Source organism: Pseudonocardia yunnanensis (assembly GCF_039534065.1).
GTDB classification, from domain to species: Bacteria; Actinomycetota; Actinomycetes; order Mycobacteriales; family Pseudonocardiaceae; genus Pseudonocardia; species Pseudonocardia yunnanensis.
Window position 1 is genome coordinate 72,829 of record NZ_BAAAUS010000013.1, and the last position, 23,701, is coordinate 96,529.

22 protein-coding genes are annotated in these 23,701 nt (G+C 70.5%); 12 read left to right on the forward strand and 10 right to left on the reverse strand.

Translation table 11 applies throughout. The annotated features are described in order from the left end of the window. Positions 1–2: 2 nt before the first annotated feature. Entirely contained in the window at positions 3–2,816 is a 2,814-nt protein-coding gene (locus ABD743_RS14085) for an aconitate hydratase (RefSeq protein WP_344722484.1), read from the reverse strand. A 286-nt stretch (positions 2,817–3,102) separates the two neighbouring features. On the opposite strand from ABD743_RS14085, the gene ABD743_RS14090 reads away from it, so the two are divergent. The 8 genes from ABD743_RS14090 (at position 3,103) to ABD743_RS14125 (ending at position 10,877) form a co-directional block, all read left to right on the forward strand. Then, a complete protein-coding gene (locus tag ABD743_RS14090; protein WP_344722485.1) occupies positions 3,103–4,500 on the forward strand; it encodes a C40 family peptidase in 1,398 nt (465 codons plus the stop codon). 19 nt (positions 4,501–4,519) lie between these two features. Continuing rightward, entirely contained in the window at positions 4,520–4,867 is a 348-nt protein-coding gene (locus ABD743_RS14095) for a putative quinol monooxygenase (RefSeq protein ID WP_344722486.1), read from the forward strand. Positions 4,868–5,160: 293 nt separating this feature from the next. Beyond that, positions 5,161–6,213 (forward strand): AAA family ATPase, encoded by a 1,053-nt coding sequence (locus ABD743_RS14100; protein WP_344722487.1) that lies wholly within the window; start codon positions 5,161–5,163, stop codon positions 6,211–6,213. Further along, positions 6,210–7,166 (forward strand): DUF58 domain-containing protein, encoded by a 957-nt coding sequence (locus tag ABD743_RS14105; protein WP_425566925.1) that lies wholly within the window; start codon positions 6,210–6,212, stop codon positions 7,164–7,166. Before ABD743_RS14100 ends, ABD743_RS14105 begins: the two co-directional genes overlap by 4 nt. Continuing rightward, positions 7,167–8,153, forward strand: coding sequence for a VWA domain-containing protein (locus ABD743_RS14110; protein WP_344722488.1), 987 nt, complete (start codon positions 7,167–7,169; stop codon positions 8,151–8,153). It abuts the gene before it with no gap. Between the two features lie 133 nt (positions 8,154–8,286). Next, complete coding sequence (gene fabG / locus ABD743_RS14115) at positions 8,287–8,997, forward strand: 3-oxoacyl-ACP reductase FabG (RefSeq protein WP_344722489.1); 711 nt, start codon at positions 8,287–8,289, stop codon at positions 8,995–8,997. Between the two features lie 34 nt (positions 8,998–9,031). Beyond that, positions 9,032–9,823: an enoyl-ACP reductase FabI gene (gene fabI, locus ABD743_RS14120; protein ID WP_344722490.1), complete on the forward strand. Its 792-nt coding sequence runs from the start codon at positions 9,032–9,034 to the stop codon at positions 9,821–9,823. Positions 9,824–9,830: 7 nt separating this feature from the next. Beyond that, a complete protein-coding gene (locus ABD743_RS14125; protein ID WP_344722491.1) occupies positions 9,831–10,877 on the forward strand; it encodes a ferrochelatase in 1,047 nt (348 codons plus the stop codon). A 78-nt stretch (positions 10,878–10,955) separates the two neighbouring features. On the opposite strand, the gene ABD743_RS14130 is transcribed toward ABD743_RS14125, so the two are convergent. The 4 genes from ABD743_RS14130 to ABD743_RS14145 form a co-directional block, all read right to left on the reverse strand. Then, entirely contained in the window at positions 10,956–11,597 is a 642-nt protein-coding gene (locus ABD743_RS14130; protein WP_344722492.1) for an SRPBCC family protein, read from the reverse strand. 31 nt (positions 11,598–11,628) lie between these two features. Then, on the reverse strand, positions 11,629–12,270 hold the full coding sequence (locus ABD743_RS14135; protein ID WP_344722493.1) for an SRPBCC family protein: 642 nt from the start codon (positions 12,268–12,270) through the stop codon (positions 11,629–11,631). Next, complete coding sequence (locus tag ABD743_RS14140; protein ID WP_344722494.1) at positions 12,267–12,623, reverse strand: ArsR/SmtB family transcription factor; 357 nt, start codon at positions 12,621–12,623, stop codon at positions 12,267–12,269. The genes ABD743_RS14135 and ABD743_RS14140 overlap by 4 nt, the downstream gene beginning before the upstream one ends. A gap of 64 nt (positions 12,624–12,687) precedes the next feature. Then, a complete protein-coding gene (locus tag ABD743_RS14145; RefSeq protein WP_344722495.1) occupies positions 12,688–13,287 on the reverse strand; it encodes a dihydrofolate reductase family protein in 600 nt (199 codons plus the stop codon). A 100-nt stretch (positions 13,288–13,387) separates the two neighbouring features. Between ABD743_RS14145 and ABD743_RS14150 the strand changes: the two genes are divergently transcribed. Then, entirely contained in the window at positions 13,388–13,963 is a 576-nt protein-coding gene (locus tag ABD743_RS14150; RefSeq protein WP_344722496.1) for a TetR/AcrR family transcriptional regulator, read from the forward strand. Positions 13,964–13,978: 15 nt separating this feature from the next. Here ABD743_RS14150 and ABD743_RS14155 read toward each other — a convergent pair whose 3' ends face one another. The 4 genes from ABD743_RS14155 to ABD743_RS14170 all read right to left on the reverse strand — a co-directional run bounded on the left by ABD743_RS14155 (position 13,979) and on the right by ABD743_RS14170 (position 18,916). Beyond that, positions 13,979–15,172 (reverse strand): tyrosine-type recombinase/integrase, encoded by a 1,194-nt coding sequence (locus ABD743_RS14155; protein WP_344722497.1) that lies wholly within the window; start codon positions 15,170–15,172, stop codon positions 13,979–13,981. Positions 15,173–15,196: 24 nt separating this feature from the next. Then, positions 15,197–16,819 carry a class I adenylate-forming enzyme family protein gene (locus ABD743_RS14160; RefSeq protein ID WP_344722498.1) on the reverse strand — a complete coding sequence of 541 codons (1,623 nt, stop codon included), beginning with the start codon at positions 16,817–16,819 and terminating at the stop codon, positions 15,197–15,199. A 13-nt stretch (positions 16,820–16,832) separates the two neighbouring features. Further along, entirely contained in the window at positions 16,833–17,633 is an 801-nt protein-coding gene (locus ABD743_RS14165; RefSeq protein WP_344722499.1) for an enoyl-CoA hydratase/isomerase family protein, read from the reverse strand. Positions 17,634–17,905: 272 nt separating this feature from the next. Further along, on the reverse strand, positions 17,906–18,916 hold the full coding sequence (locus ABD743_RS14170; RefSeq protein ID WP_344722500.1) for a DUF6925 family protein: 1,011 nt from the start codon (positions 18,914–18,916) through the stop codon (positions 17,906–17,908). A 256-nt stretch (positions 18,917–19,172) separates the two neighbouring features. On the opposite strand from ABD743_RS14170, the gene ABD743_RS14175 reads away from it, so the two are divergent. Together ABD743_RS14175 and ABD743_RS14180 are read left to right on the forward strand one after the other, a co-directional pair. Continuing rightward, positions 19,173–19,952, forward strand: a complete 780-nt coding sequence (locus ABD743_RS14175; protein WP_344722501.1) for an alpha/beta fold hydrolase — start codon at positions 19,173–19,175, stop codon at positions 19,950–19,952. Between the two features lie 228 nt (positions 19,953–20,180). Then, positions 20,181–21,014, forward strand: a complete 834-nt coding sequence (locus tag ABD743_RS14180) for a mycofactocin-coupled SDR family oxidoreductase (RefSeq protein ID WP_344722502.1) — start codon at positions 20,181–20,183, stop codon at positions 21,012–21,014. A gap of 24 nt (positions 21,015–21,038) precedes the next feature. On the opposite strand, the gene ABD743_RS14185 is transcribed toward ABD743_RS14180, so the two are convergent. Next, complete coding sequence (locus ABD743_RS14185; protein ID WP_344722503.1) at positions 21,039–21,950, reverse strand: LysR family transcriptional regulator; 912 nt, start codon at positions 21,948–21,950, stop codon at positions 21,039–21,041. An 84-nt stretch (positions 21,951–22,034) separates the two neighbouring features. Between ABD743_RS14185 and ABD743_RS14190 the strand changes: the two genes are divergently transcribed. Continuing rightward, complete coding sequence (locus ABD743_RS14190; protein WP_344722504.1) at positions 22,035–23,672, forward strand: flavin-containing monooxygenase; 1,638 nt, start codon at positions 22,035–22,037, stop codon at positions 23,670–23,672. Positions 23,673–23,701 lie beyond the last annotated feature (29 nt).

Consider the following 23,701-nt stretch of genomic DNA (forward strand, 5'->3'; position numbering starts at 1 on the left):
GGTCAGCCGCGCAGCATGCCGCGCAGGACGTACTGCATGATCCCGCCGTTGCGGTAGTAGTCGGCCTCGCCGGGGGTGTCGATCCGGACGGTGGCCTCGAACTCCACCTTCTCGCCGTTCTCCTTGGTGGCGCTCACGTGCACGGTCCGGGGCGTCGATCCGTCGTTCAGCGCGGTGACGCCGGAGATGTCGAACGTCTCGGTGCCGTCCAGCTTGAGCGATGCCGCCGACTCGCCCTGCGGGAACTGCAGGGGCAGGACGCCCATGCCGATCAGGTTGGAGCGGTGGATCCGCTCGTAGCTCTCCACGATCACGGCCTTGACGCCGAGCAGCGCGGTGCCCTTGGCCGCCCAGTCGCGCGAGGAGCCGGAGCCGTACTCCTTGCCACCGAGCACCACCAGCGGTGTGCCCGCGGCGGCGTAGTTCTCCGAGGCGTCGTAGATGAACGCCTGCGGGCCACCCTCCTGCGTGAAGTCGCGGGTGTATCCGCCGGACACGCCGTCCAGGAGCTGGTTGCGCAGCCGGATGTTGGCGAACGTGCCGCGGATCATCACCTCGTGGTTGCCGCGGCGGGATCCGTAGGAGTTGAAGTCCTTCTTCTCCACGCCGTGCTCACGCAGGTACTGCCCGGCGGGGGTGTCCTCCTTGATGGAGCCTGCGGGGGAGATGTGGTCGGTGGTCACGGAGTCGCCGAGCAACGCCAGGACGCGCGCCCCGGAGATGTCCTGCACCGGTGCCGGGTCGGGCTCCATGCCCTCGAAGTACGGGGGCTTGCGGACGTAGGTCGACTCCGGGTCCCAGGCGAAGGTGCTGCCCTCGGGCGTCGGGAGCGAGCGCCAGCGCTCGTCGCCCGCGAAGACGTCGGCGTAGTCCTTGGTGAACATCTCCTGGCTGATCGCGCCGTCGATCGTCGTCTGCACGTCCTGGCCCGACGGCCAGATGTCGCGCAGGAACACGTTGTTGCCCTGGGGGTCCTGGCCGAGGGGCTGGGCCTCGAAGTCGAAGTCCATCGTGCCGGCGAGCGCGTAGGCGATCACCAGCGGCGGGGACGCCAGGTAGTTCATCTTGACGTCGGGGTTGATCCGGCCCTCGAAGTTGCGGTTGCCCGAGAGCACCGAGACGACCGAGAGGTCGGCCTCGTTGACCGCGGCGGAGATCTCCTCGGACAGCGGCCCCGAGTTGCCGATGCACGTGGTGCAGCCGTAACCGACCAGGTGGTAGCCGAGCTTCTCGAGGTACGGCCAGAGGCCCGCCTTCTCGTAGTAGTCGGTGACGACCTTCGAGCCCGGTGCCATCGACGTCTTCACCCACGGCTTGACGGCCAGGCCCTTGTCGACGGCGTTCTTCGCCAGGAGCGCGGCGCCCAGCATCACCGACGGGTTCGACGTGTTGGTGCACGAGGTGATCGAGGCGATCACGACGGCACCGTGGTCGAGCACGAACTCGCCGCGGTCGGAGGTCTTGACCGTGGTCGGGCGGGACGGACGGCCCTCCCCGCCGTTCGCGGCCGAGTGCACCACCGGCTGGTCGTCATCGTCGTCGGAGAAGGCGAGCGCGGGCGCGTCACTCGCCGGGAAGGACTCCCGGCCGGCCTCGTCCACGTGGTTGTGCGCGAGGGGCTGCGGCTCCGCATCGTCGGTGTAGTCGTGCACCGACTTGCGGAACGAGGACTTCGCGTCGGTCAGCTCGATGCGGTCCTGCGGGCGCTTCGGCCCGGCGATGGACGGGACGACCGTGGACAGGTCGAGCTCGAGGGTCTCGGAGAAGACCGGCTCCCGGGACGGGTCGTGCCAGAGGCCCTGCTCCTTGGCGTAGGTCTCGACGAGGTCGATCTGCTCGTCGGAACGGCCGGTGAGCTTGAGGTAGCGGACGGTCTCCTCGTCGATCGGGAAGATCGCCGCGGTGGAGCCGAACTCCGGGCTCATGTTGCCGATGGTTGCGCGGTTGGCCAGCGGGACCGCGCCGACGCCTTCGCCGTAGAACTCGACGAACTTGCCCACCACGCCGTGGCGACGCAGCATCTCGGTGATCGTCAGCACGACGTCGGTGGCGGTGGCACCGGCCGGGATCTCACCGGTGAGCTTGAAGCCGACCACGCGGGGGATGAGCATCGAGACGGGCTGGCCGAGCATGGCCGCCTCGGCCTCGATGCCGCCGACGCCCCAGCCCAGCACGCCGAGGCCGTTGACCATCGTGGTGTGGGAGTCGGTGCCCACGAGGGTGTCGGGGTAGGCCTGGCCGCCCCGGGTCATGACCACGCGCGCGAGGTGCTCGATGTTGACCTGGTGCACGATGCCCGTGCCCGGCGGGACGACCTTGAACTCGTCGAACGCGCCCTGGCCCCAGCGCAGGAACTGGTAGCGCTCCTTGTTGCGCTGGTACTCGAAGTCGACGTTGCGCTCGAAGGCGTCCGGGCGGCCGAAGATGTCGATGATCACCGAGTGGTCGATCACCAGCTCGGCGGGAGCGAGCGGGTTGACCTTGGCAGGGTCGCCGCCCAGCTCGGTCACGGCCTCGCGCATGGTCGCCAGGTCGACGACGCAGGGGACGCCGGTGAAGTCCTGCATCACCACGCGGGCGGGGGTGAACTGGATCTCGGTGTCGGGCTCGGCGGCGGGATCCCAGTTCGCCAGCGCCCGTACGTGATCGGCGGTGACGTTGGCGCCGTCCTCGGTCCGCAGCAGGTTCTCCAGCAGAACCTTGAGGCTGAACGGGAGGCGGTCGGCACCCTCCACCGCCGCGAGCCGGAAGATCTCGTGATCCGCCCCGCCTGCGTGGATCGTCCCTTTCGCTCCGAAGCTGTCCGTGCTGGCCACGTCGTTGTCCTCCTGCGGTGGTGGGCGCTTGGGATCTCGCGCTGGATATCTCTGTGCCTCGGGTTGTCCGGAGTCTCGCGCACCGACAGGTCCTCGGCGCAGCGACCCCGCTCGCCGCAAACAGTACGCTTGTCCTGCTAGCCGGTCGAGTCGCGGGGTTCGTCGCTCGACCGGGTGAGTTTCCGGGATCGTCGCGCCCTGAGCGTGCCGTCCTGTTCCTCCGTGTGGTCGTTGTTCGTGGCGATGCGCGTGTGGCTACCCGTTTCTGGGCCGTTCGGGTGGCACAGTGCGCTCGCTTCTGGAGCACGACGACGGAACGGGGGCGGCTGCCGTGCGGTACCGATGTGCGCCGCGCCCGTGCTCGGCGCGGGACGAGGGCCGCAGGCCGTCGCGGTGGCGGAGCCGTGCCGTCGTCCTCGTCGTGTTGCTGGCCCTGGTCGGCGGTGGCACGTCCACAGCGATGGCCCAGCCCACCCCGCCGCCACCGCCCAACCCGAGCGACGACGAGCTTCAGCGCAGCCGGAGCTCGGTCGCCGAACGGGCGGGTGAGGTCGGCCGACTGACGGCCCAGCTCGCGGATATCGACAGCCGGACCGACGACCTCCAGGCCGCGCTGGCCGCCCAGCGTGAGACCGCCGAGGCCGCGCTCGTCGTCCTGCAGACCGCGCAGGACGCGGCGGCGGCTGCGTCGCGGCGCGCTGACGCGGCACGGATCGAGACCCAGGCCGCGTCCTCCGCGATCGATCAGGCACGCGCCCGGCTCGACGAGTTCGTCACCGCGACGTACCAGCAGGGACTCGACGTCGGACCGCTCGGCCTGCTCACCGACTCCACGAGTCCCGAGGATCTCGTCGCGCGGGCCGAGTTCAACGACCTGATCGCCCGGTCGCAGCTCGCAGCACGGGACGGGCTGGAACGCGCCCGGGTCGCCAAGGCGAACGCGGACTCCGCTGCCCGGGCTGCGCTCGACGAGGCGCGCGCCCGTGAGTCCGAGGCACAGACGGCGAAGGCGGCCGCCGACGCAGCCTTCGCCGCTGCTACGGCGGCCGCGCGGGAGCAGGCGGCGCAGCTCGCGGCGGTAGCAGCGGAGCGCGCGGAGGTGCAGCGCCGCCTCGATGCCGCCGAGTCGGCGGACGCCGGACTGCGTCAGCAACGTGCCCGGTTCGACGAGTGGCAGCGGCGGCTGGCGCAGGAGCAGGCCGCGCGGGACCGGGCTGAGCGCAATGCCGCCACGGCCAGGCTCGGGGGCGCCGGCCCGGCCGTCGGGGGCAGCGCCGCGGTGCGGCGCGTGATCGACCGCGCGATGTCGCAGATCGGCGTGCAGTACGTCTGGGGCGGTGGCACCGGGCGCGGCCCCAGCAGGGGGATTCCCGACGGTCTGGGCTCACCGCTCGATCGGGTCGGGTTCGACTGCTCAGGCCTGATGCTCTACGCGTTCAACGGCGCGGGGGTGTCGTTGCCGCGGGTGAGCCGCAACCAGTTCAACGCGGGCCGGAAGGTGCCGATCTCCGACCTGCAACCCGGCGACATGGTCTTCTTCCAGAACCCGGGCGCACCGATTCACCATGTGGCCCTGTACATCGGCAACGGGAAGATGATCGAGGCCCCGTACACGGGGGCGAGCGTCCGGGTGGTGCCATTGCGCACCAGAGGCCTGCTGCCGCAGGCCACGCGAGTGTTCTGAAGCGGCGGGGGAGTCGGCGATGACGATCGTTGTTCGGGCGGAGCTACGTATCCGTTCGGGAAGGCGTGAGGAGTTCGTCAGGGCTGCGGCGGCGCTGGCCGTCGCAGCGGGGGAGGAGGGCGAGACCCTCCGCTACGACTGGTACGGCTGTCCCGACCCGCACGAGTTCGTGGTCATCGAGGAGTACACGGACGCGGACGCGGCCGTGGTGCACAACCAGCACTGCGCGGTGCTGCTGGCGGGGATCGCGGAGCTCGCGGACATGACCGCTGTCCATCTCCACGGCGAGGTGGGGCCCGATCTCGAGAAATGGGCGCTGGAGCGCCCCTTCGCGCACGTTCATCGCCCGCTGCGGCTGGTGCCGTAGGGCTCACGAGAACGCACGAGCGCGCTGGTTGGAGCCCTTATGTCAATGAAACATTGACGCCAGCAAATCGTCCTTCTTTCATTGACCACCCGAAAAGCCCAGCTCAGACCCGAAACGCCGACGCAGGCCTGCGTCGGGTCACGGACTGTCGTGGGGGAGAACCGCGTGGCAGGATCGATCGGCCCACCGGGCGGCCGGGGGAGCCTCAGCGCTTGCTGCCGGACTCGTAGGGCGGTGCGCGCCGGACGTCCGGGTTCACCGTCGTCTCACGCACGCCGGAGTGGGATGGCGTGGTGAGTGTGCAGGAGTCCGTCCCCAGCCCCGCCCACGAAGGTGAGCGGCTCGAACGCGTCGTCTTCGAGATCAAGCGCGTGATCGTCGGCCAGGACCGGCTCGTCGAGCGGATGCTCGTCGGCCTTCTGGCCAAGGGCCATCTGCTGCTCGAGGGTGTTCCGGGCGTCGCGAAGACGCTCGCGGTCGAGACCGTCGCCAAGGTCGTCGGCGGCACGTTCGCCCGGTTGCAGTTCACCCCCGACCTCGTGCCCGCCGACATCCTCGGCACGCGCATCTACCGGCAGGGCCGCGAGGAGTTCGACGTCGAGCTCGGGCCTGTCGTGGCCAACTTCGTGCTCGCCGACGAGATCAACCGCGCGCCGGCGAAGGTGCAGTCGGCGATGCTCGAGGTGATGGCGGAGCGGCATCTCTCGATCGGTGGCAAGACGTTCCCGATGCCCGATCCGTTCCTCGTGCTGGCCACGCAGAACCCGATCGAGAACGAGGGCGTCTATCCGCTTCCGGAGGCGCAGCGCGACCGGTTCCTCTTCAAGATCATCGTCGAGTACCCGGGTGTCGAGGAGGAGCGGGAGATCGTCTACCGGATGGGCGCGGAGCCGCCCGTCGCGCACCAGGTGATCGACCCCACGGAGCTCCAGCGGCTGCAGAAAGTGGCCTCGCGGGTGTTCGTGCACCACGCGCTCGTGGACTACGTCGTGCGGCTCGTGGTGGCCACCCGGATCCCCGCCGAGCACGGCCTCACCGACATCGCCGGCTGGGTGTCCTACGGTGCCTCGCCGCGCGCCACCCTGGGCATCGTGGCCGGGGCGCGCGCTCTCGCGCTGGTGCGCGGCCGTGACTACGTGCTCCCGCAGGACATCCTGGACGTCGCCCCCGACGTGCTGCGCCACCGGCTGGTGCTGTCCTACGACGCCGTCGCCGACGGCGTTCCGATGGACCACATCATCTCCCGGGTGCTGGCCACCGTTCCGTTGCCGCAGGTCACCGCCCGGCCGCAGCACGATCCGGGTGCTCCGTCGGCGCCGTACAGCCCGGCCGGCAGCTCGACGTGACAGCTGCGCAGCCCACCGCCGAGCCGACGCGGCGGCCGCCGATCGCGCCGCCGTCGTTCCGTGACGGGCGGATCGAGGCGGCGCTGCGGACGCTGGAGCTGGCCGTACGGGGGCGGCTCGACGGGCTGCTGCAGGGCAACCACCTCGGCCTGGTCCCCGGGCCGGGCAGCGAGCCGGGAGAGGCACGCAACTACCAGCCCGGCGACGACGTCCGGCGCATGGACTGGGCCGTCACCGCCCGCACCACGGTGCCGCACGTCCGCGAGACGGTGGCCGATCGAGAGCTGGAGACCTGGGTCGTCCTCGACCTGTCCCCGAGCCTGGACTTCGGCACGGCGGCGTGCGAGAAGCGCGACCTCGCGATCGCGGCGCTCGCCGCCGTCACCCACCTCACCCGAGGTGGCGGCAACCGGATCGGAGTGCTCGTCAGCACGGGGGAGCAGACGGTCCGCATCCCCGCTCGCGGCGGACTCGGCCACGCCCGCGCGATGCTGCGTCGCGTCGCCCGCACCGAACGAGCCCCCGAGGGCACGCGTGGCGACCTGGCGGCCGCGATCGAGCAGCTGCGGCGTCCGCCGCGACGCCGTGGCCTGGCCGTCGTCATCTCCGACTTCCTCGGCGAACCTGATTGGGAACGTGCGCTGCGTGCGCTCTCGAACCGACACGACCTGCTGGCCGTCGAGGTGCTGGATCCACGCGAGCTGGAGCTGCCCGACGTCGGCACGGTGGTGCTCGCCGACCCCGAGACCGGACGTCAGCGTGAGGTCGTGACCAGCCCACTGCTGTGCCGGGAGTTCGCGGCAGCGGCGGCCGAGCATCGGGAACGGGTGGCGGCTGCACTGCGCCGTTGCGGCGCCGCGCATCTCACGCTGCGCACCGACTCGGACTGGATCGCGGACATCGTGCGGTTCGTCCTGGCCCGGAAACGTGCCTGGTCGGGGGGTGGACGGTAGATGTTCACCCACCCCTGGTGGCTGCTGCTGCTCATCGTTGTGGGCGCGCTCGCCGCCGGTTACGTGCTGCTGCTGCGCCGGCGCCGGCGCGACACCGTCCGGTTCACCAACCTGGAACTGCTCGACCGAGTGGCCCCGAAACGCCCGGGCTGGTACCGGCACGTCCCGGCCGCGGCGATGATCCTGGCGCTGGCGGTTCTCACCATCGCGCTTGCGGGGCCCCAGGCCGAGGCGCGAGTGCCTCGTAACCGGGCCACGGTGGTGCTGGTGATCGACGTTTCGCTGTCGATGCAGGCCACGGACGTCGAGCCGAGCAGGCTCGCCGCGGCGCAGGCAGCCGCGAAGGCGTTCGCCGATCAGCTGACACCCGGGATCAACCTCGGGCTGGTGTCGTTCGCGGGCACGGCCGCGGTGCTCGTCTCGCCGACGGTGGACCGGGAGCCGGTCAAGCGCGCGGTGGACGGGTTGAAGCTCTCGGAGTCGACTGCCACCGGCGAGGCGATCTTCGCCGCGATGCAGTCGGTGGAGACGTTCTCACAGGCCATCGCCGGTGCGGCGGCGGATGGTCCGCCGCCTGCGCGGATCGTGCTGATGAGTGACGGCAAGCAGACGGTGCCGGGTGGCGTGATGCCGGAGGAGGAGCCACGCGGCTCGTTCACGGCGGCGCGCGCGGCCGCGGAGGCCGGGATCCCGGTCTCCACGATCTCCTTCGGCACCGACTACGGCTCGATCGAGATCAACCCCGGCGAGCGCACGCCGGTGGCAGTGGACGACGCGTCGATGCGGAAGATCGCCGAACTGTCCGGCGGACAGTTCTTCACGGCGGCCACCGAGGACGAGCTACGGCAGGTGTACGCCGAGCTCGGCGAGCAGATCGGTTACGAGGTGCGGCGGGTCGACACGAGCAGACCGTGGCTCGCCGGGGGAGCGTTGCTGCTGTTCGCCGGTGTGGGCAGCGGCCTGGCCCTGGGCCGTCGCTTCCCGTGAGCCTCGCCCGCGACGAAGTGGCGGCTCGCGCACGTGACCGGGGGCCTCGCGGAACCTCCGCGAGGCCCCCGGTTCCGACGCGCCAGTCGCCCGGTTTCCGCGGGTCGGGGCACTGCCCATAGGGTGACCATCCGTGGGACGCAGCGTGCTGGTGACCGGAGGCAACCGCGGTATCGGGCTCGCGATCGCGACGGCGTTCGCGGCGCAGGGCGACCAGGTGGCGGTGACGCACCGCAGCCCCGTCGAGGGGTTGCCGGGGGAACTGCTCCCCGTCCAGTGCGACGTCACCGACGCGGCTGCGGTGGACGCGGCGTTCACCGAGATCGAGGACAAGCACGGCCCCGTCCAGGTGCTCGTCTCGAACGCCGGGATCACCGACGACGGGCTGCTCATGCGGATGAGCGAGGAGTCGTTCACACGGGTCGTCGACGCCAACCTCACCGCCGCCTACCGCGTCGCCAAGCGCGCCTCCCGCGGCATGCTCAAGGCGAAGAGCGGCCGCATGGTCTTCGTCTCGAGCGTCGTCGGCCTCTCCGGAGGCGCCGGGCAGGTCAACTACGCCGCATCCAAGGCCGGTCTCGTCGGGCTCGCCCGGTCCGTCGCGCGTGAGCTGGGTTCGCGCGGCATCACGGCCAACGTGGTGGCGCCGGGGTTCGTCGACACCGATATGACCCGCGCCCTGTCCGACGTGCGGCGTGCCGAGATCCTCGGCCAGATTCCCCTCGGGCGTTACGCCAGCGCCGAGGAGGTGGCCGCCACCGTCACCTGGCTGGGCTCGGAGAACGCCGGATACATCACCGGCGCTGTGATCCCGGTCGACGGCGGCCTCGGCATGGGCCACTGAGCCCACCCGCTCCCCGAAACACGGAAAGGCTGCCATGGGACTGCTCGAGGGCAAGCGCCTCCTGATCACCGGTGTGATCACCGATGCGTCGCTGGCGTTCCACGCCGCGAAGATCGCCCAGGAACAAGGCGCAGAAGTTGTGCTCACCGGCTTCGGACGGATGCGGCTGGTGGAGCGGATCGCGCAGCGGCTGCCGAAGCCTGCGCCGGTGGTCGAGCTCGACGTGTCGGACCAGTCGCAGCTCGACAGCCTTGTCGAGCGGGTGTCGCCGTATCTCGGTGAGTCGTCCGAAGTGGACGGTCCGAAGCTCGACGGCGTGCTCCACTCCATCGGCTTCGCCCCGGCCTCGTGCCTGGGGGAGGGCGCGTTCATGAACGCGCCCTGGGAGGACGTGGCCGCGACGATCCAGGTGAGCGCCTACTCGTTCAAGTCGCTGTCCACTGCTCTGCTGCCGCTGCTGGGGCCGGGCAGTTCGATCGTCGGAATGGACTTCGACAACAGGCAGGCCTGGCCCGCCTACGACTGGATGGGCGTGGCCAAGTCCACCCTCGAGTCGGTCACCCGGTACCTGGCGCGCGACCTCGGGCCGAAGGGCATCCGCGTCAACCTCGTGGCCGCCGGACCGGTGCGCACCATGGCCGCGAAGTCCATCCCCGGCTTCTCCGCGTTCGAGGACGCCTGGGACGGCCGTGCGCCGCTGGGCTGGGACGTCAACGACCCGGTCCCCGTCGCGAAGACCGTCTGCGCCGTGCTGTCGGACTGGCTGCCGGTCACCACCGGGTCGATGGTGTGGGCGGACGGCGGGTTCCACGCCATCGGTGTGTAATCGGAGCGTGCGAGAACAAGCGGACGCGCTGCTGGTCCTGAGCTTCGGCGGCCCCGAGGGGCCCGACGAGGTGCGGCCCTTCCTGGAGAACGTGGTGCGTGGCCGTGGTGTCCCGCCCGAGCGCCTCGACGCCGTCGAGGAGCACTACCGGCACTTCGGCGGCGTGAGCCCACTCAACGCCCGTAACCGCGAGATCATCGCGGCGCTCCGGCAGCGCACCGACCTGCCGGTCTACTTCGGCAACCGTAACTGGCATCCGCTGGTCGAGGACACGGTCGCCGAGATGGCGCGTGCGGGAGTTCGTCGCGCGCTCGTTTTCGCCACCAGCGCCTACGGGGGGTACTCGGCGTGCCGACAGTACGACGAGGACATCGAGCGGGCGCGCAAGGCGGTGGGAGAAGGGGCACCGGAGATGGTGAAGCTGCGTCAGTTCTTCGACCACCCCGACTTCATCGCCGCCAATGCCGACGCCGTTCGGTCGGCGGCCGCGAGCCTGCCCGCCGACGTCCGTGACGCCGCTCGGCTCGTCTTCACCGCCCACTCCGTGCCGGTCGCCGCCGACGTCGCGGCAGGGCCGCCGGAGGAGGGCGGGCACCGGTACTCGCGGCAGGTCGGCGAGGCCGCCCGGTTGGTCGCGGCGGAGCTGGGGGTCGAGGAGTTCGACGTGGTGTGGCAGTCGCGGTCCGGTCCGCCGCAGGTGCCGTGGTTGGAGCCGGACATCGTCGACCACATCGAGGCGTTGCACGACCGTGGCGTGCCCGCGGTGATCGTGTCTCCGGTCGGGTTCGTGTCCGACCACGTCGAGGTGGTGTGGGACCTGGACACGGAGGCGAAGGAACGCGCCGCCGAGCTGGGTATGGCTTTCGCCCGGGCGGCGACGGCCGGACCGGACCCACGGTTCGCCGACATGGTGGTGGAGCTGATGGCGGAGCGCCTGCACGAGGCTGCTCCGCGGCACCTGGGCGAGGTGTCAGGGGGTGGGTGCACGGTCAACGGGGCCCCGTGCGCGGTCGACTGCTGCGTTCCGACCCGGAGGCCGGCGCGCCCGGCGTGAACGAGCCGCGTACGAAGGGTCCGCTCGGCCGATAGGTCGGGGCGAACGCGCCACTCGTCCGAGTGCGGCGCGGGAGTCTCAGGCCTGCTCGGGCACGGCGGTGTAGGCGGCGCCCGAGCGGTCGGCCATTCCTCTGGCCACGCCGGCGTCGGCGCCACCCGCGATGTCGGCAGCGCACCAGGCGTCAGCGGCCGACATCAGGAACCGTCTGCCGTCGTCCGTGGCGAACCAGGCCTCGACCTGCGCGGGGTCGGCGCTGCCGCCCGACGAGAGGTACAGGAAGAGCCCCAGGAACGACATGTCCCAGCCGATGCCGGCGGCTCCAGGGCCGAACTCGGTCCAGTGGTCGTTGCCGATGTGGAAGACGTGCTCGAGCTCGAACCGCGTGGATGCCTCGGAGACCGCCGTGAGCCGGACCTCGATCCAGCTCACGGAACCCTCGTACTCCCAGGTGGCGGAGAACCCGTGGGGCGGGTCGCAGCGCTCGACGGTGCCACCGGCGTTGCCCTCCAGCTGGTAGCGCCCGCCCAGACGCAACTCGCCGGTCACCGGGAGGAACCACCGCGCCAGGCGCTCCGCGGTGGTGCAGGCGTCCCACAGGTCGTCGAGGTCGGTGGCGTAGGTCTGGCTGATGGTGGTAGCGCGGCCCTCGCCCTTGTCGAGCATCCGCGCGCTGACCGTGCGATCCACGGCCTTGATCTGCTGGGTGGCGTCGATCATCGAGTAGTCCTCTCTGCAACGCGGAGACAGATCAGGCCTGGTCGGGCACCGCGGTGTAAAAGGCCGTGGCGCGGTCGGCGGCGGCGCGGGCGGCTGCGGCGTCGGTACCTGCCGCTGTGCTCGCCGCGTACCAGGCGTCACTGGCCGATGTGAAGAACCGCCTGCCCTCGTCCGTGGCGGACCAGGCCTCGAACTCCGACGCGTCCACCTGCTCGCCTGACGCGAGGTGCAGCGCGAGCCCCATGACCGCCCCGTCCCAGCCGATGCCGACCGCGCCCGGGCCGAACTCGGCCCAGCGTTCGTCGTCGACGTGGGCGATGTGCTCCAGCTCGAACCGGGTGCGGCCGTCGGGCACCTCGGTGAGCCGGACCTCGATCCAGCTCACCTCGCCGGCGAACTCCCAGGTGGCCGCGAAACCGTGCGGGGGATCGCAGCGCTCCACGGTGCCGCCTGCGTTGCCCTGCAACTGGTAGCGACCGCCCACGCGCAGGTCCCCGGTAACCGGCAGGAACCACCGGGGGATGCGCTCGGCGTTGGTGCAGGCGTCCCAGAGATCGTCCAGATCGGCGTTGTAGGTCTGGCTGATGGCGACGACGCGGGCCTCGCCCGCCTCGAGCGTGCGCGTGCCGACCGTGCGCTTCACGGCGTTGATCTGGTGGGTGACGTCGATCATGGGTCGGTCCTCTCGTCGGCCTCGCGGATGCGGCGCTCGCGCCGCCCACGGGCCAGTTCGGTGGCGAGCGCGTCCAGGTGGGGAGTCCAGAAGCGCCGGAAGTGGTCGAGCCAGGTGTCGACGTCACGCAGCGGCTCGGGCCGCACACGGTAGAGCCGGCGTGTCCCTTCGGGACGGACCGAGGCGAACCCGTTGTCTCGCAGTACCCGCAGGTGCTGGGAGACGGCGGGCTGGGAGATGCCGAACTCCTCCTGGATCGCGGCGCTCACCGCTCCGGAGGTCATCTCACCCCCGGCGAGCAGCTCCAGGATCCGCCGGCGGACCGGGTCGCCGAGGACGTCGAACGCGTGCACGCCGGGAAAGATAGCAGCGACCACTTATATAAGCAACGGCCGATAAAGCCTTGATCGAGTGGTTCTACGCCGACGGTGTGCTGACGTAGGTGAGGAAGGCGGATCCGCTCGCCAGGACGGTGTGGTTCGCGAGCTGCCAGTGACGGGGATCGAATGCGGTGTCCCGCGAGAAGAGCGGGATCCCCGTACCGATGGTCAGCGGTCCGAGTTTGATGATCAACCGGTCGATCTCCGGGTACAGCGCTCCGGCGAGCTCGCTCCCGCCGCTCAGCCAGATGTCCTTCCCGTCCTCCTGCTTGAGTTCCCGCACCTTCGCCACCGGGTCGGTCGCGACCACCTCGACGTTCGGGTCGGGGCTCGCGGCGAGCGTCCGGGAGAACACCAGGTGGCGCAGGTGTGGGTACGCGTCGGTGATCCCGGCCTTCAGCCCGATCTCGTAGGTCCGGCGCCCCTCGAGGACGGTGTCGAAATGCGTGCCGTCGGCGGTGATGGACAGCGCCGTGCGGGCCGGCCCGGGGAGGATCTCCGGGAGTTCGGTGGCGAGGTGCTGGATGTAGTCCTGGGCGATCGGCCAGAAGCCGTCGGGGCCGGTGGGGTCGCTTCCGTCCGGTCCGGCGATGAACCTGTCGATGGTGGACGCGATGCAGTACACGAGCTGGCGCAAGGTTCTCCCTCTGTATCACTACGGATGATGTACTCTGCTTGCAGTGATTCGAGTTTGCACTGCACCTGCAGTGGTGTCAAATCGCCGTCCTGGAGACCTCATGCGCCAGAACCCCGCTCGCCGGGTTGCCCTGCTCGATGCCTCGATCGAGGTCCTGGCCCGCGAAGGGTCGCGCGGGCTGACCTTGCGGGCCGTCGACAAGGAGGCCGGTGTCCCCACCGGTACGGCCTCCAACTACTTCGCCAACCGCGCCGAGCTGCTCGGTCAGGTACTGAGACGCACGCGGGAGCGCTTGACTCCCGACCCGGCGGACCTGGCGGACACCATGAAGACAGCGCCGTCGCGAGAACTCGTGAAGACGTTGCTGTGCCAGCTCGTGGAGCGCATGCGCCGGGAACGCAACACCCACCTGGCCATGATGGAACTGCGCCTCGAGGCCACGCGACGCCCCGAGCTGCAGGAGGAGCTGACCCACTTCTCCATCGCCGAGCTCGACGCCAACATCGGCTTCCATCTCGACAACGGCCTGCCCGGCGACCGCACCGGAGTGGTCCTGCTGTACCTGGCCATGCTCGGACTGATCGTCGACGACCTGACCGTCCCCGACCTTCTCACGCCCCACGGTCTCGACGCCCTGATCGACGCGATGGCGACGCGTCTGCTCCCCGAGCGCTGACGGGCGGGGCGCGCCTCAGGAGGGGGCGGGCGCGGCCGCGATCGCGGCGGCCACCAGGTCGGCCGCGGTGCTCGCCCGGGTGCGCCTGCCGCGGTCGTAGTGCTGGGTGGTGGCGATCGTGGCGTGTCCGACGTCGGCCTGGACGTACTGGATGCGGGCGTCCTGCTCCAGCGCGATCGTCACGTAGGCGTGCCGCAGCGCGTGCGGGTGCACGCGGTCGGCGACACCGTCGAACGCCGGGCCGGCCTGGGCCGCGATGCGGCGCAGCAGCGTATAGAGGTCGACACGCGAGCAGCGGCCCTCCTCACGCGTTGCGAGCATGGGCGCGTCACCGGCGCCGGTGCGGCCACGCCGGGCGGGCACGGCGGCGTCACGGACGCGGTCGCGCTCCGTCAGATAGGCGGTCAGCGCGTCGCGCACGAGGTCGGTGACGTAGACCTCCCGGTGCAGGCCGCCCTTGCCGAGCACCCGGAGCACGTCGTCTCCTCCGCTGCGGTAGAGATCGCCCCGGTCGAGCCCGACCACCTCGGAGATCCGGAGTCCAAGCGTCAGCAGCGCCACCATCGCCACGGCCCGCAGGGCGTAGAGACGAGCGAGCCGCGGGCTGCGCGAGTACGGCAAGCGGGCCGCCGTGAGGAGCAATGCCTTGAGCTGCTCGGCTGTGAGCCGCACGGTCGGGGAGGCGTCCCGGGCGGTGGACGACAGCCCCAGCCGGGCCCGGTTGAGCGCTGCCGGATTCGCCGCGACGACGCCCGTCTCGGCCAGATGCCCGTAGAGCGCCGACAGCGTCGAGAGCATCCGCTGCCGGGTGCGTCGCTGCGCGCCCGCGGCGTCGAGCGCGTGGAGCCAGGCCTTGACGTGCCGGGCCGTGGCGTCGCGGGGGTCGAGGGCCTGCCGGGCGCACCAGCGGAACCAGGCCAGGTCGTGGAGCGGTCCCGCCTGCGCCGGAGGTGGCGCGCCACGGCCGGCCTCGCGGGTCGGTGCGCCGCCGATCGCGTCGACCCAGGCGATGGGCAGGCCGAGCGCATAGGCGTACGTCCGGCGGGTGCCGGCGTTCGCGTACTGCCCGAGCCAGTCGACGAGCTGGGCGCGCAGCACCTCGGGATCGGCGACGCCGGGCCAGTCGGTGGCATCCGGCGTGACGAGCGCCGGGACGAAGCGATGGCCGGCGAGTGCTTCCAGGACGACCAACGGCTCCGACGCTGCCACCGGTGGAGAGTAGCGGCGCGAGCGTCAGGCCGGTTCGACGGTGATCTCCAGCCAGCCGTGGTCGGTGCGCCGGAACCCGTCGGCCGTGTCGGTGAGGTCGCGGCCCCGCACCTTCCCGGAGGGGGTGCGGGGGAGCGCGTCGACGAAGGCGATCACGCGGGGCACCTTGTAGCCGGCGAGCTCGGCCCGGCAGCGTTGCTCGATGTCCGCCGGGGTGAGGCGTACGGCGTCCTCGGCCACCACGACGGCCTTGACGCTCTCGCCCCACTCGTCGTCGGGCACCCCGACGACGGCGACCTCGCGCACGCCGGTGAGCCCGCGGATCGCCTCCTCGATCTCGGCGGGATAGACGTTGATCCCGCCGCTGACGATCACGTCCTTCAGCCGCCCGACGATGTACACGTAGCCGTCCTCGTCCTGGTAGCCCAGGTCGCCGGTGCGGAACCAGCCGTCGCGGAAGGCTTCTTCGGTGCGTGTCGGGTCACCGAGGTAGATCGGTCCGCTCAGGAGTCCGCGCTTGGCGATCTCCCCGACCTCGCCCTGGGGCCGGAACCCGCCGTCCGGGTCGAGGATGGCCACCTCGGCCCGGAAGAATGCGCGGCCGCAGGACTCCGCCTTCGGCCCGCACGGGTCCTGCATGTTGACGGTGACGTAGGCCATCTCGGTGCCTGCCAGGAACTCGCCGATGCGGGCATGGGGGAACGACTTGGCGAGGCGGCGCTTGAGGGTGCCGCCCGCCCGCGCGCCGGAGGTGAGCACCAGCCGCAGGGAGTTGGTGTCGACGTCGCCGTCTGCGCTCTCCAGTGCGTCGGCGAGCCGGTCGAAGATCACGGGCGCGCCGGGGAGCACGGTGGGCCGGTCGCGGCTGATCGATTCGAGCGTCCGGCGCGGGTCGAACCGGCGATGGATGTTCAGCGTGCCGCCGACGTAGAGCTGCTGGAGCGCGAAGGTGAACCCGAGGCCGTGGAAGAGCGGCCCGACCACCAGTTCGACGTCGTCGGGGCCGATGCCGAACTCGACGCTCATGTCCGCCCAGCCCTGCACGGTGGCGCGGTGAGGGATGACGCAGATCTTCGGCGATCCGGTAGTGCCGCTGGTGAGCGCGAGCCGGAACGGCGCGCTCTCGTCCACATCGGGCAGAGCCGCACCTGCCGGGTCGACCACGACGTCCTCGTAGCGCCGGACGTCCTCGGCGAGCGCGTCCAGCGGAAGATCGGGCTCGCCGCGCAGTCGAGCCACCGCCAGATCTCCGGCCGGCACGCCGTTCCCTGCCGGGCCGAGCGCGTCGAGGACGTCGGTGACGAGCGCCTTCGCCCCGGTCACCCGCACGGCCCGCGCCACCTCCCCGGGAACGAACCGTGGGCTGATCGGCACGATCGGGCATCCGGCCATGCCCAGCCCGTACATCAGCTCGACGTACTCGATCCGGTTGCCCGCGTAGAGCGCCACCGGGTCACCGCTGCGCAGGCCGGAGCGTGCCAGCCCGGCGGCCAGTCCTGTGGCGCGGTCGTCGAGCTCGCTCCACGTGAGGCTGCGTTCCCCCTCGACCACGGCGACCCGATCTCGGGTTCTCGGGTTGGTCGCGTGCAGCCGCGGCACGTCGCCCACCCGGAGCGCCTGCTGGTACGGGTCCGTCAGGATGGCCACTCGTTCCTCCCCGCTAGCCGTGGAAGTCGGGCGCTCGCTTCTCCAGGAACGCCGAGAGGCCCTCCCAGGAGTCGTCGCTCTGGGCCAGCCAGGACTGGCCGAGCCGCTCGACGTCTCGTCCGGTGTGGGGGTCGGTGCCCTCACACATGTTGATCACGTGCTTCGCGAGCCCGATCGCCCTCGGCGCGCCCTTCATCAGGTCGACCGCCAGTGACTCCACCTCGGCGGCGAGCGCGTCCGCGGGCACCACCCGCGAGACCAGCCCCATCGACCCGGCCTGCTCGGCGGTGTACCCCCGGCCGGTCATGACCATCTCCTTGAGCCGTTCGACCCCGATGAGACGGCTCATGCGCGAACACGCGCCGGATGCCGGAATGACCCCGATCCTGATTTCAGGGAGGACGAACGTCGCGTTCTGTGCGGCGATACGGAAATCGCACGACACCGCGAGTTCCACGCCCCCGCCCGCACACGGCCCGTTGATCGCCGCGATCACGGGCTTCTCGAGGTTCTCGACGTCGTCGAAGGTGGCGTGGTTGGTCCGCACATAGGAGCGGTAGCTGTTGCCCGGCAGTCCTCGCTGCCACCGCAGGTCGTTGATGTCGCGCCCGGCGCAGAACCCACGTCCCGCCCCGGTGATGACGACCACCCGTACCTCGTCGTCGAACGTCGCCTGCCACACCGCAGCCCGGAGTTCCACCAGCATGCGCCAGTCGAACGCGTTGAGCCGCTCGGGCCGGTCCAGCGTGATCCAGCAGATCCCGGCGGTGCCGCCGGTGTGCATGCGGACCCGCTCGAACTGCTCAGGGGTCACGTAGAAGGGGGACCGGGGGATCTGTGATCCACGGTGGCCATTACCTGAGGTCACGTGATCGCCCGGGCGAGTTGCAGAACGTATTGATCACGGGACGGACGCTAACCGCATTTCGCAAGGTCGGCACCGCACGGTGGGGAATGGCACACGATCGGCCGAGTCGACGATATGCACGGCGGCGCGTGACGTGCGGGAGTCGCGCAACTTGCGATTGGCGTGAAAATGTAAACATCCGATGCGCCGCTTTTGTGGATTGTCGGGCTCGGGACCCGTCATCCGGAGTTGCGGTCTCCGTGCGGGTCGAGCAGGTCGGTCGGCACCGGCGTGGACCGGCGCCACCTGGCGAGCACGGCGTCAGGTGCGCCGATGTGGGCGAGTTTGCGCAACGCCACCGCGAGGGCGGCGCGGCCGGGCGGATCGGTGGGGTGTGGCCCGGCCGCAGGCCCGTGACCGGCCCGGACAGCGGCCCGCACCGCCGTGGCGATCTCTTCCTGGGCGGGGTCGCCGTAGCGGGCCAGCAGGGCCTCGAAGGCGGCGAGCCGCGCAGGGTCGAACGGCCGCGGCAGCCCGGCGCGGTCGGTGAGCGGGTGCGGCGGATAGAGGTACGCGCACGGCACCCACCCGTCCGGGACCGGGACCGTCGCGCCGTGCGATCGCCCGGCCCGCATCAGCGCGGGCAGCAGGTGGGTGTGCGGGCCGTCGGGGGAACTGCCGCTCGGCTGCGGGATCGCGGCGTACACCTCGACCCTTCCGAGCGCGGTGTCGAACACGCGATGCGGCCCCACCGCGACGAGCGTGGCCGCGAGCGCCGAGCCGGGCTCGAACAGCGGACGGCCGCAGCCGGCGCGCAGGATCTCGAGCAGGTCGGGGTCGGCCGTGCGGACGCAGGCGTCCACGGTCGGCGTGCCGAGGCCGAGGTCGAACACCACGGCACCCGCATCCTGCGACCGCAGCGGCTCGGGGTCGGCGCCGAGTTCGGTGACCACCCGCCTGCCGGCGCGGTAGGCCCGTTCGACCGGCAGGCACAGGGCAACGGCGTGGTTCCAGTGGTCGTCGGGACCTGCCGGTGTCTCGTAAGCGAGGGGGCGGCACCCCGGCGGAACGGTGATGCGGATACCGCCACGATCCGTGGCAACAGCGCCCGGGGTGCGCACGGCGGGCTCGTCCGGCGAGCGCACGAACTCGGCGAGTGCGCCCGGCGTGCCCATGCTCCAGCCGGACTCGGCATCGTCCAAGTACTGCTCGACCACTGCGTGTACGTCCGGTTCGGCACGTTCCTGCATGTACCGAGGATGCCACCCCGTCGTCCGTCGCGGGGCGGTCTTGCGCAGAACCGGTTTGTGTGGCGGGCTGACGACTCGCGGGGGAGATGTGTCAGAAGCTCCTGATCAGTTCTATTCAGCCTCGACCACGACGAAGGCACTCGTCCGCGAATGGTAAAGATTTCCCCTTTTATTGCCATGAGTCCCGCACCCTTTCTTCCGATGATCACAGTGCGGAAAGGGGAACGAACGTAGGAATCTTGTTAACATCGGCTCCATGCCGAGCACAGTCGTTTCGCCGGACGGTACGGAAATCGGATTCGAGACCGTCGGCGATGGGCCGCCGATGCTGCTCGTCCACGGCGCGGCCGCCGACCGGAACCGGTGGGCGCCGGTCCGGGAACAACTGGCGCGCCACTACCGCGTCCACATGCTCGACCGGCGCGGCCGGGGGCTCAGTACCCGGGAGGCGCCCGCGTACGACATCTGGCGGGAGGCCGAGGACATCGCCGCGGTCGCGGAGTCCCTCGGCGGGGACGTCTTCGTCGTCGCGCACTCCTACGGCGCGCTCTGCTCCCTGCACGCGGCCCAGATCACCGGCGCGTTCGGCAAGCTGGTGGCCTATGAGCCGCCGCGGCCCGAGCCCGGCGGATTCGTGGTCCCGCCCGAAACCCTGGCCCGGATGCGGGCCGCCGGCGACGCGGAGGAGATCCTGACGATCTTCCTGCGCGAGGCGCTCCAGCTGCCGCAGTCCACTGTGGACGGGATGCGGGAAACGGACATCTGGCGGGCGCGGGTGGCCGCGGCGCACACGATCCCACGCGAGCTCGAGAGCGTCGAGGCCTTCGTCGCCGACGAGCGGCTGGGCAAGATCTCGGTGCCGGTGCGGCTCTTCGCCGGTACGGAAAGCCCGGTCTACCTCCGGCTGGCGGTGGACGCGGTTGCCGAGCGGGTGCCCGGCGCGGACGTCGTGCCGATGCGGGGCCAGGCGCACCAGGCGATGGACTTCGATCCGGAGCAGTTCGTCGCGGCGGTGCGGGCCTTCGAAGCGGCCTGAGCGCCTGCAGCCCGCCGGGATCCTGCAGTACGTTCTCGAAACCGCCGAGCAAGTGTTCCGTGAAGAGTCGGACGACGAGCTCGCCACGGCTGCAATGGCCTTCGTCGTGGACCCTCGGCTCCCGGGCATTCCGCGCATCATCCGCCCACAACGTTGTGACACATCGACGCGGCGGGGCCTTCGCTGGTGAGACCCGTCCTTCGAACGAGAATCAACCGAGGGAGACGGATGGCACGACGAATGACGGGCAAGGTCGCGCTGATCTCCGGCGCGGCCCGCGGGCAGGGACGCAATCACGCTGTGCGTCTCGCCGCGGAAGGCGCGGACATCATCGCCTTCGACATCGCGGCCCCGGTCCACGCCCAGGGTGCACCAGCGGCGTCCCCGGCCGACCTGGCCGAGACGGTGCGCCTGGTGGAGGAGCTGGACCGCCGCATCATCGCCACCCAGGCCGATGTCCGCGACGCGGACGCCGTCGACGGGCTCGTCGAGCGCGGCGTCGCCGAACTCGGGGGCCTTGACGTCGTGGTTGCCAACGCCGGCATCCAGGGCATTCCGGGTCCCGTGGCCCGCATGACCTCCGCGGCCTGGCAGACGGTGATCGACACCAATCTGACCGGGGTGTTCCACACGGTCCGTCCCGCGATCCCCCACCTCATCTCGCGCGGGAGTGGAGCGATCATCATCACCAGCTCCTCCATCGGACTCCGGTCGGTACCGAACCTGGCTCCCTACGGCGCCGCGAAGGCAGGCCTCACCGGGTTGATGCGCACACTCGCGCTCGAGCTGGCGGAGCACTCGATCCGGGTGAACTCGATCAACCCGACCACTGTCGGCACGCCGATGCTGCTCAACCCGATCAACTTCACGCTCTTCCGACCTGATCTGGAGAACCCGACGGAGGAGGACCTCCGCCCCATCTACCAGTCCCTCAACGCATTGCCGGTCGCCTACGTCGATCCCGACGACATCAGCAACGCCGTCCTCTTCCTCGCCTCGGATGAAGGGCGCTACATCACCGGCGTCGCACTTCCTGTTGACGCTGGGTACGCCGTGAAGTAGCCCGTGACTGCCGAGCACCGATCGTCACGATGTGGGTGGGCCGCCGGGATCGTCGATTCCGGCGGTGCGACGGATCGTGGCCAACAGGGCCGCGGTCGCCGCGCTGAGGCGTCGGCCCGCTGGCACGGCCACCGATGTCTCGTAGTACGGAACGTGCCGGCGCACAGGGACGAGAACGATCCCGGGTGCCCCGTCAACCACCGACGCCATGATCATCCCCGCGGCCAGCCCGTTGCGGACGAGGTCGAGCACGGTGGTGGCGTCGTTGATCTCGTAGGTCACCTCGCGCGACACTCCGGCCGAGGCGAAGGCCTGGTCGTTCGCATCACGCACACCCCAGCCTGGCGGGAAGTCGACGAACACCTCGTCCCGCAGCTCCGTGAGATCCACCGACTCGCGGTTGCTCAGACGATGCGAGGTCGCCACGGCCAGCAGGATGGGCTCGCGCGTCAGGTGCGTGACGGTGAGGCCGGGCACCCGGCGCGTCGGCAACGAGACGAAGGCCAGGTCGAACCGGCCGTCCCGCACCCGCTCGGCGTTTCCGGGCGAGCCGCCTGCGTACCGAATCTCGATCGTGACGTGCGGGTACTGGGACCGGAACGAGGCGAGCACCTCCGGCAGGCTCAGCACGCGCATTGCCTGCAGGACCCCCAGCGTGACGGTGCCCCGCAGGCCGCCGGAGACCTGCTCCACCGCCTCTCGCGCCGCCGCAGCGGCCGCGAGCGTGGCGCGAGCCTCGGGCAGCAGCGCACGCCCGGCCTCCGAGAGCTTCACACCGTGGTGGGTGCGCTCGAAGAGAACGGCTGCCAGCTCCTTCTCCAGACTCCGCACGGCGGCCGAGACGGCCGACTGCACGATGTGCAGCCGTGAGGCCGCGCGGGTGAAGCTCGCCTCGTCCGCAACGGCCACGAAGGCACCGAGGTGTCGCAGTTCCACGCCCTCGACCGTATCTCGATTCGCGATCGCGACCAGCGTGCTCGTTCGTTGCTGCGGCTGGCCTCAGGCTCGCACGCTGGACTTATGACCTCTGATCGCATGGAAGTTCCGGTTGCGGGGCGCGCGATGAGCCGGCCCAGCTCGCCCGATGTGGTTGTGGTCGGGGCCGGACTCGCGGGTCTCTACCAGATGCACCGCCTGCGGAGACTTGGGCTGAGCTACCGGGTGTTCGAGGCCGGAAGCGGCATCGGGGGCACGTGGTTCTGGAACCGCTACCCCGGCGCCCGCTGCGACGTGGAGAGCCTGCAGTACTCCTACTCCTTCTCCGAAGAACTCGAGCAGGAATGGAAATGGACCGAGCGCTACCCCACCCAGCCGGAGATCCTGCGCTACATCGAACATGTCGCACAGCGCTACGACCTCCACCGGGACGTCGAGCTCGACACCCGGGTGACGTCGGCGGTGTGGGACGGCGAGCGCTGGGCGATCACCACGGACCGGCCCGAGACCGTCTCGGCCCGCTACGTCATCTACGCCACCGGCTGCCTGTCCCAGCCCAGGGAGATCGACATCCCCGGGCTGGACAACTTCCGCGGAAACGTCTGGTCGACAGCCCGCTGGCCACACGACGACGTCGACTTCACCGGCCGCCGGGTCGCGGTGATCGGCACCGGCTCCTCCGGGGTCCAGTTGATCCCGGTGATCGCGCAGCAGGCCGCCGAGCTCACCGTCTTCCAGCGCACGGCCAACTACATCATCCCCGCACGCAACGCACCCCTGTCCCCGCAAGCGCAGCAGGAACACAAGGCGAACTACCCCACCCACCGCCGGCTCGCCCGCGAATCGCCCGCCGGCCTCCTGGGTGTACAGGGCCAGACCTCGGCACTGGACGCCACCGCCGAGGAGCGTCGGCAGGCGTTCGAGCAGGCCTGGAGCACCGGTGGGCTCACCGCGCTGCGCGCCGACTACCACGATCTCAGCCTCGACCCGGCCGCCAACCGGACCGTCTCCGACTTCCTCCGCGACAAGATCCGCAGCATCGTGTGCGACCCCGAGACCGCGGAGGCGCTGGCGCCGTCGGACCATCCGTTCGGCACCAAACGGCCCTGCCTGGACACCGGCTACTTCCAGACCTACAACCTCGACCACGTCCGACTCGTCGACCTGCGCACCACCCCGATCACCACCATCACCACCCACGGCATCCAAACCACCGACCAACACATCGAGATCGACGACCTCGTCCTCGCCACCGGCTTCGACGCCATGACCGGAGCCCTCCTCGCCATCGACATCCGCGGCAGGCACGGACTGCGACTGGCCGACGCCTGGGCCGACGGCCCCACGACCTACCTCGGACTGCAGATCGCCGGCTTCCCCAACATGTTCACCATCACCGGACCCGGCAGCCCCTCAGTCCTCAGCAACATGATCGTCTCGATCGAACAACACGTCGACTGGATCAGTGACTGCCTCACCCACCTCAACGGTCAGGTGATCGAAGCCTCCCCACATGCCCAGCAGCGCTGGGTCGCCCACGTGGCCGAAACGGCCGACCAGACCCTGATGAACCACGCCAACTCCTGGTACGTCGGCGCCAACATCCCCGGCAAACCACGCGTCGTCATGCCCTATGTCGGCGGGGTCGGCCGGTACCGCGCGATCTGCGACAAGGTCGCCGCCGCAGGGTACGAGGGCTTCGTGCTGACACCGCCCGAGTAGGACCGCCACCGGAAAAGTTGAAACCGAAG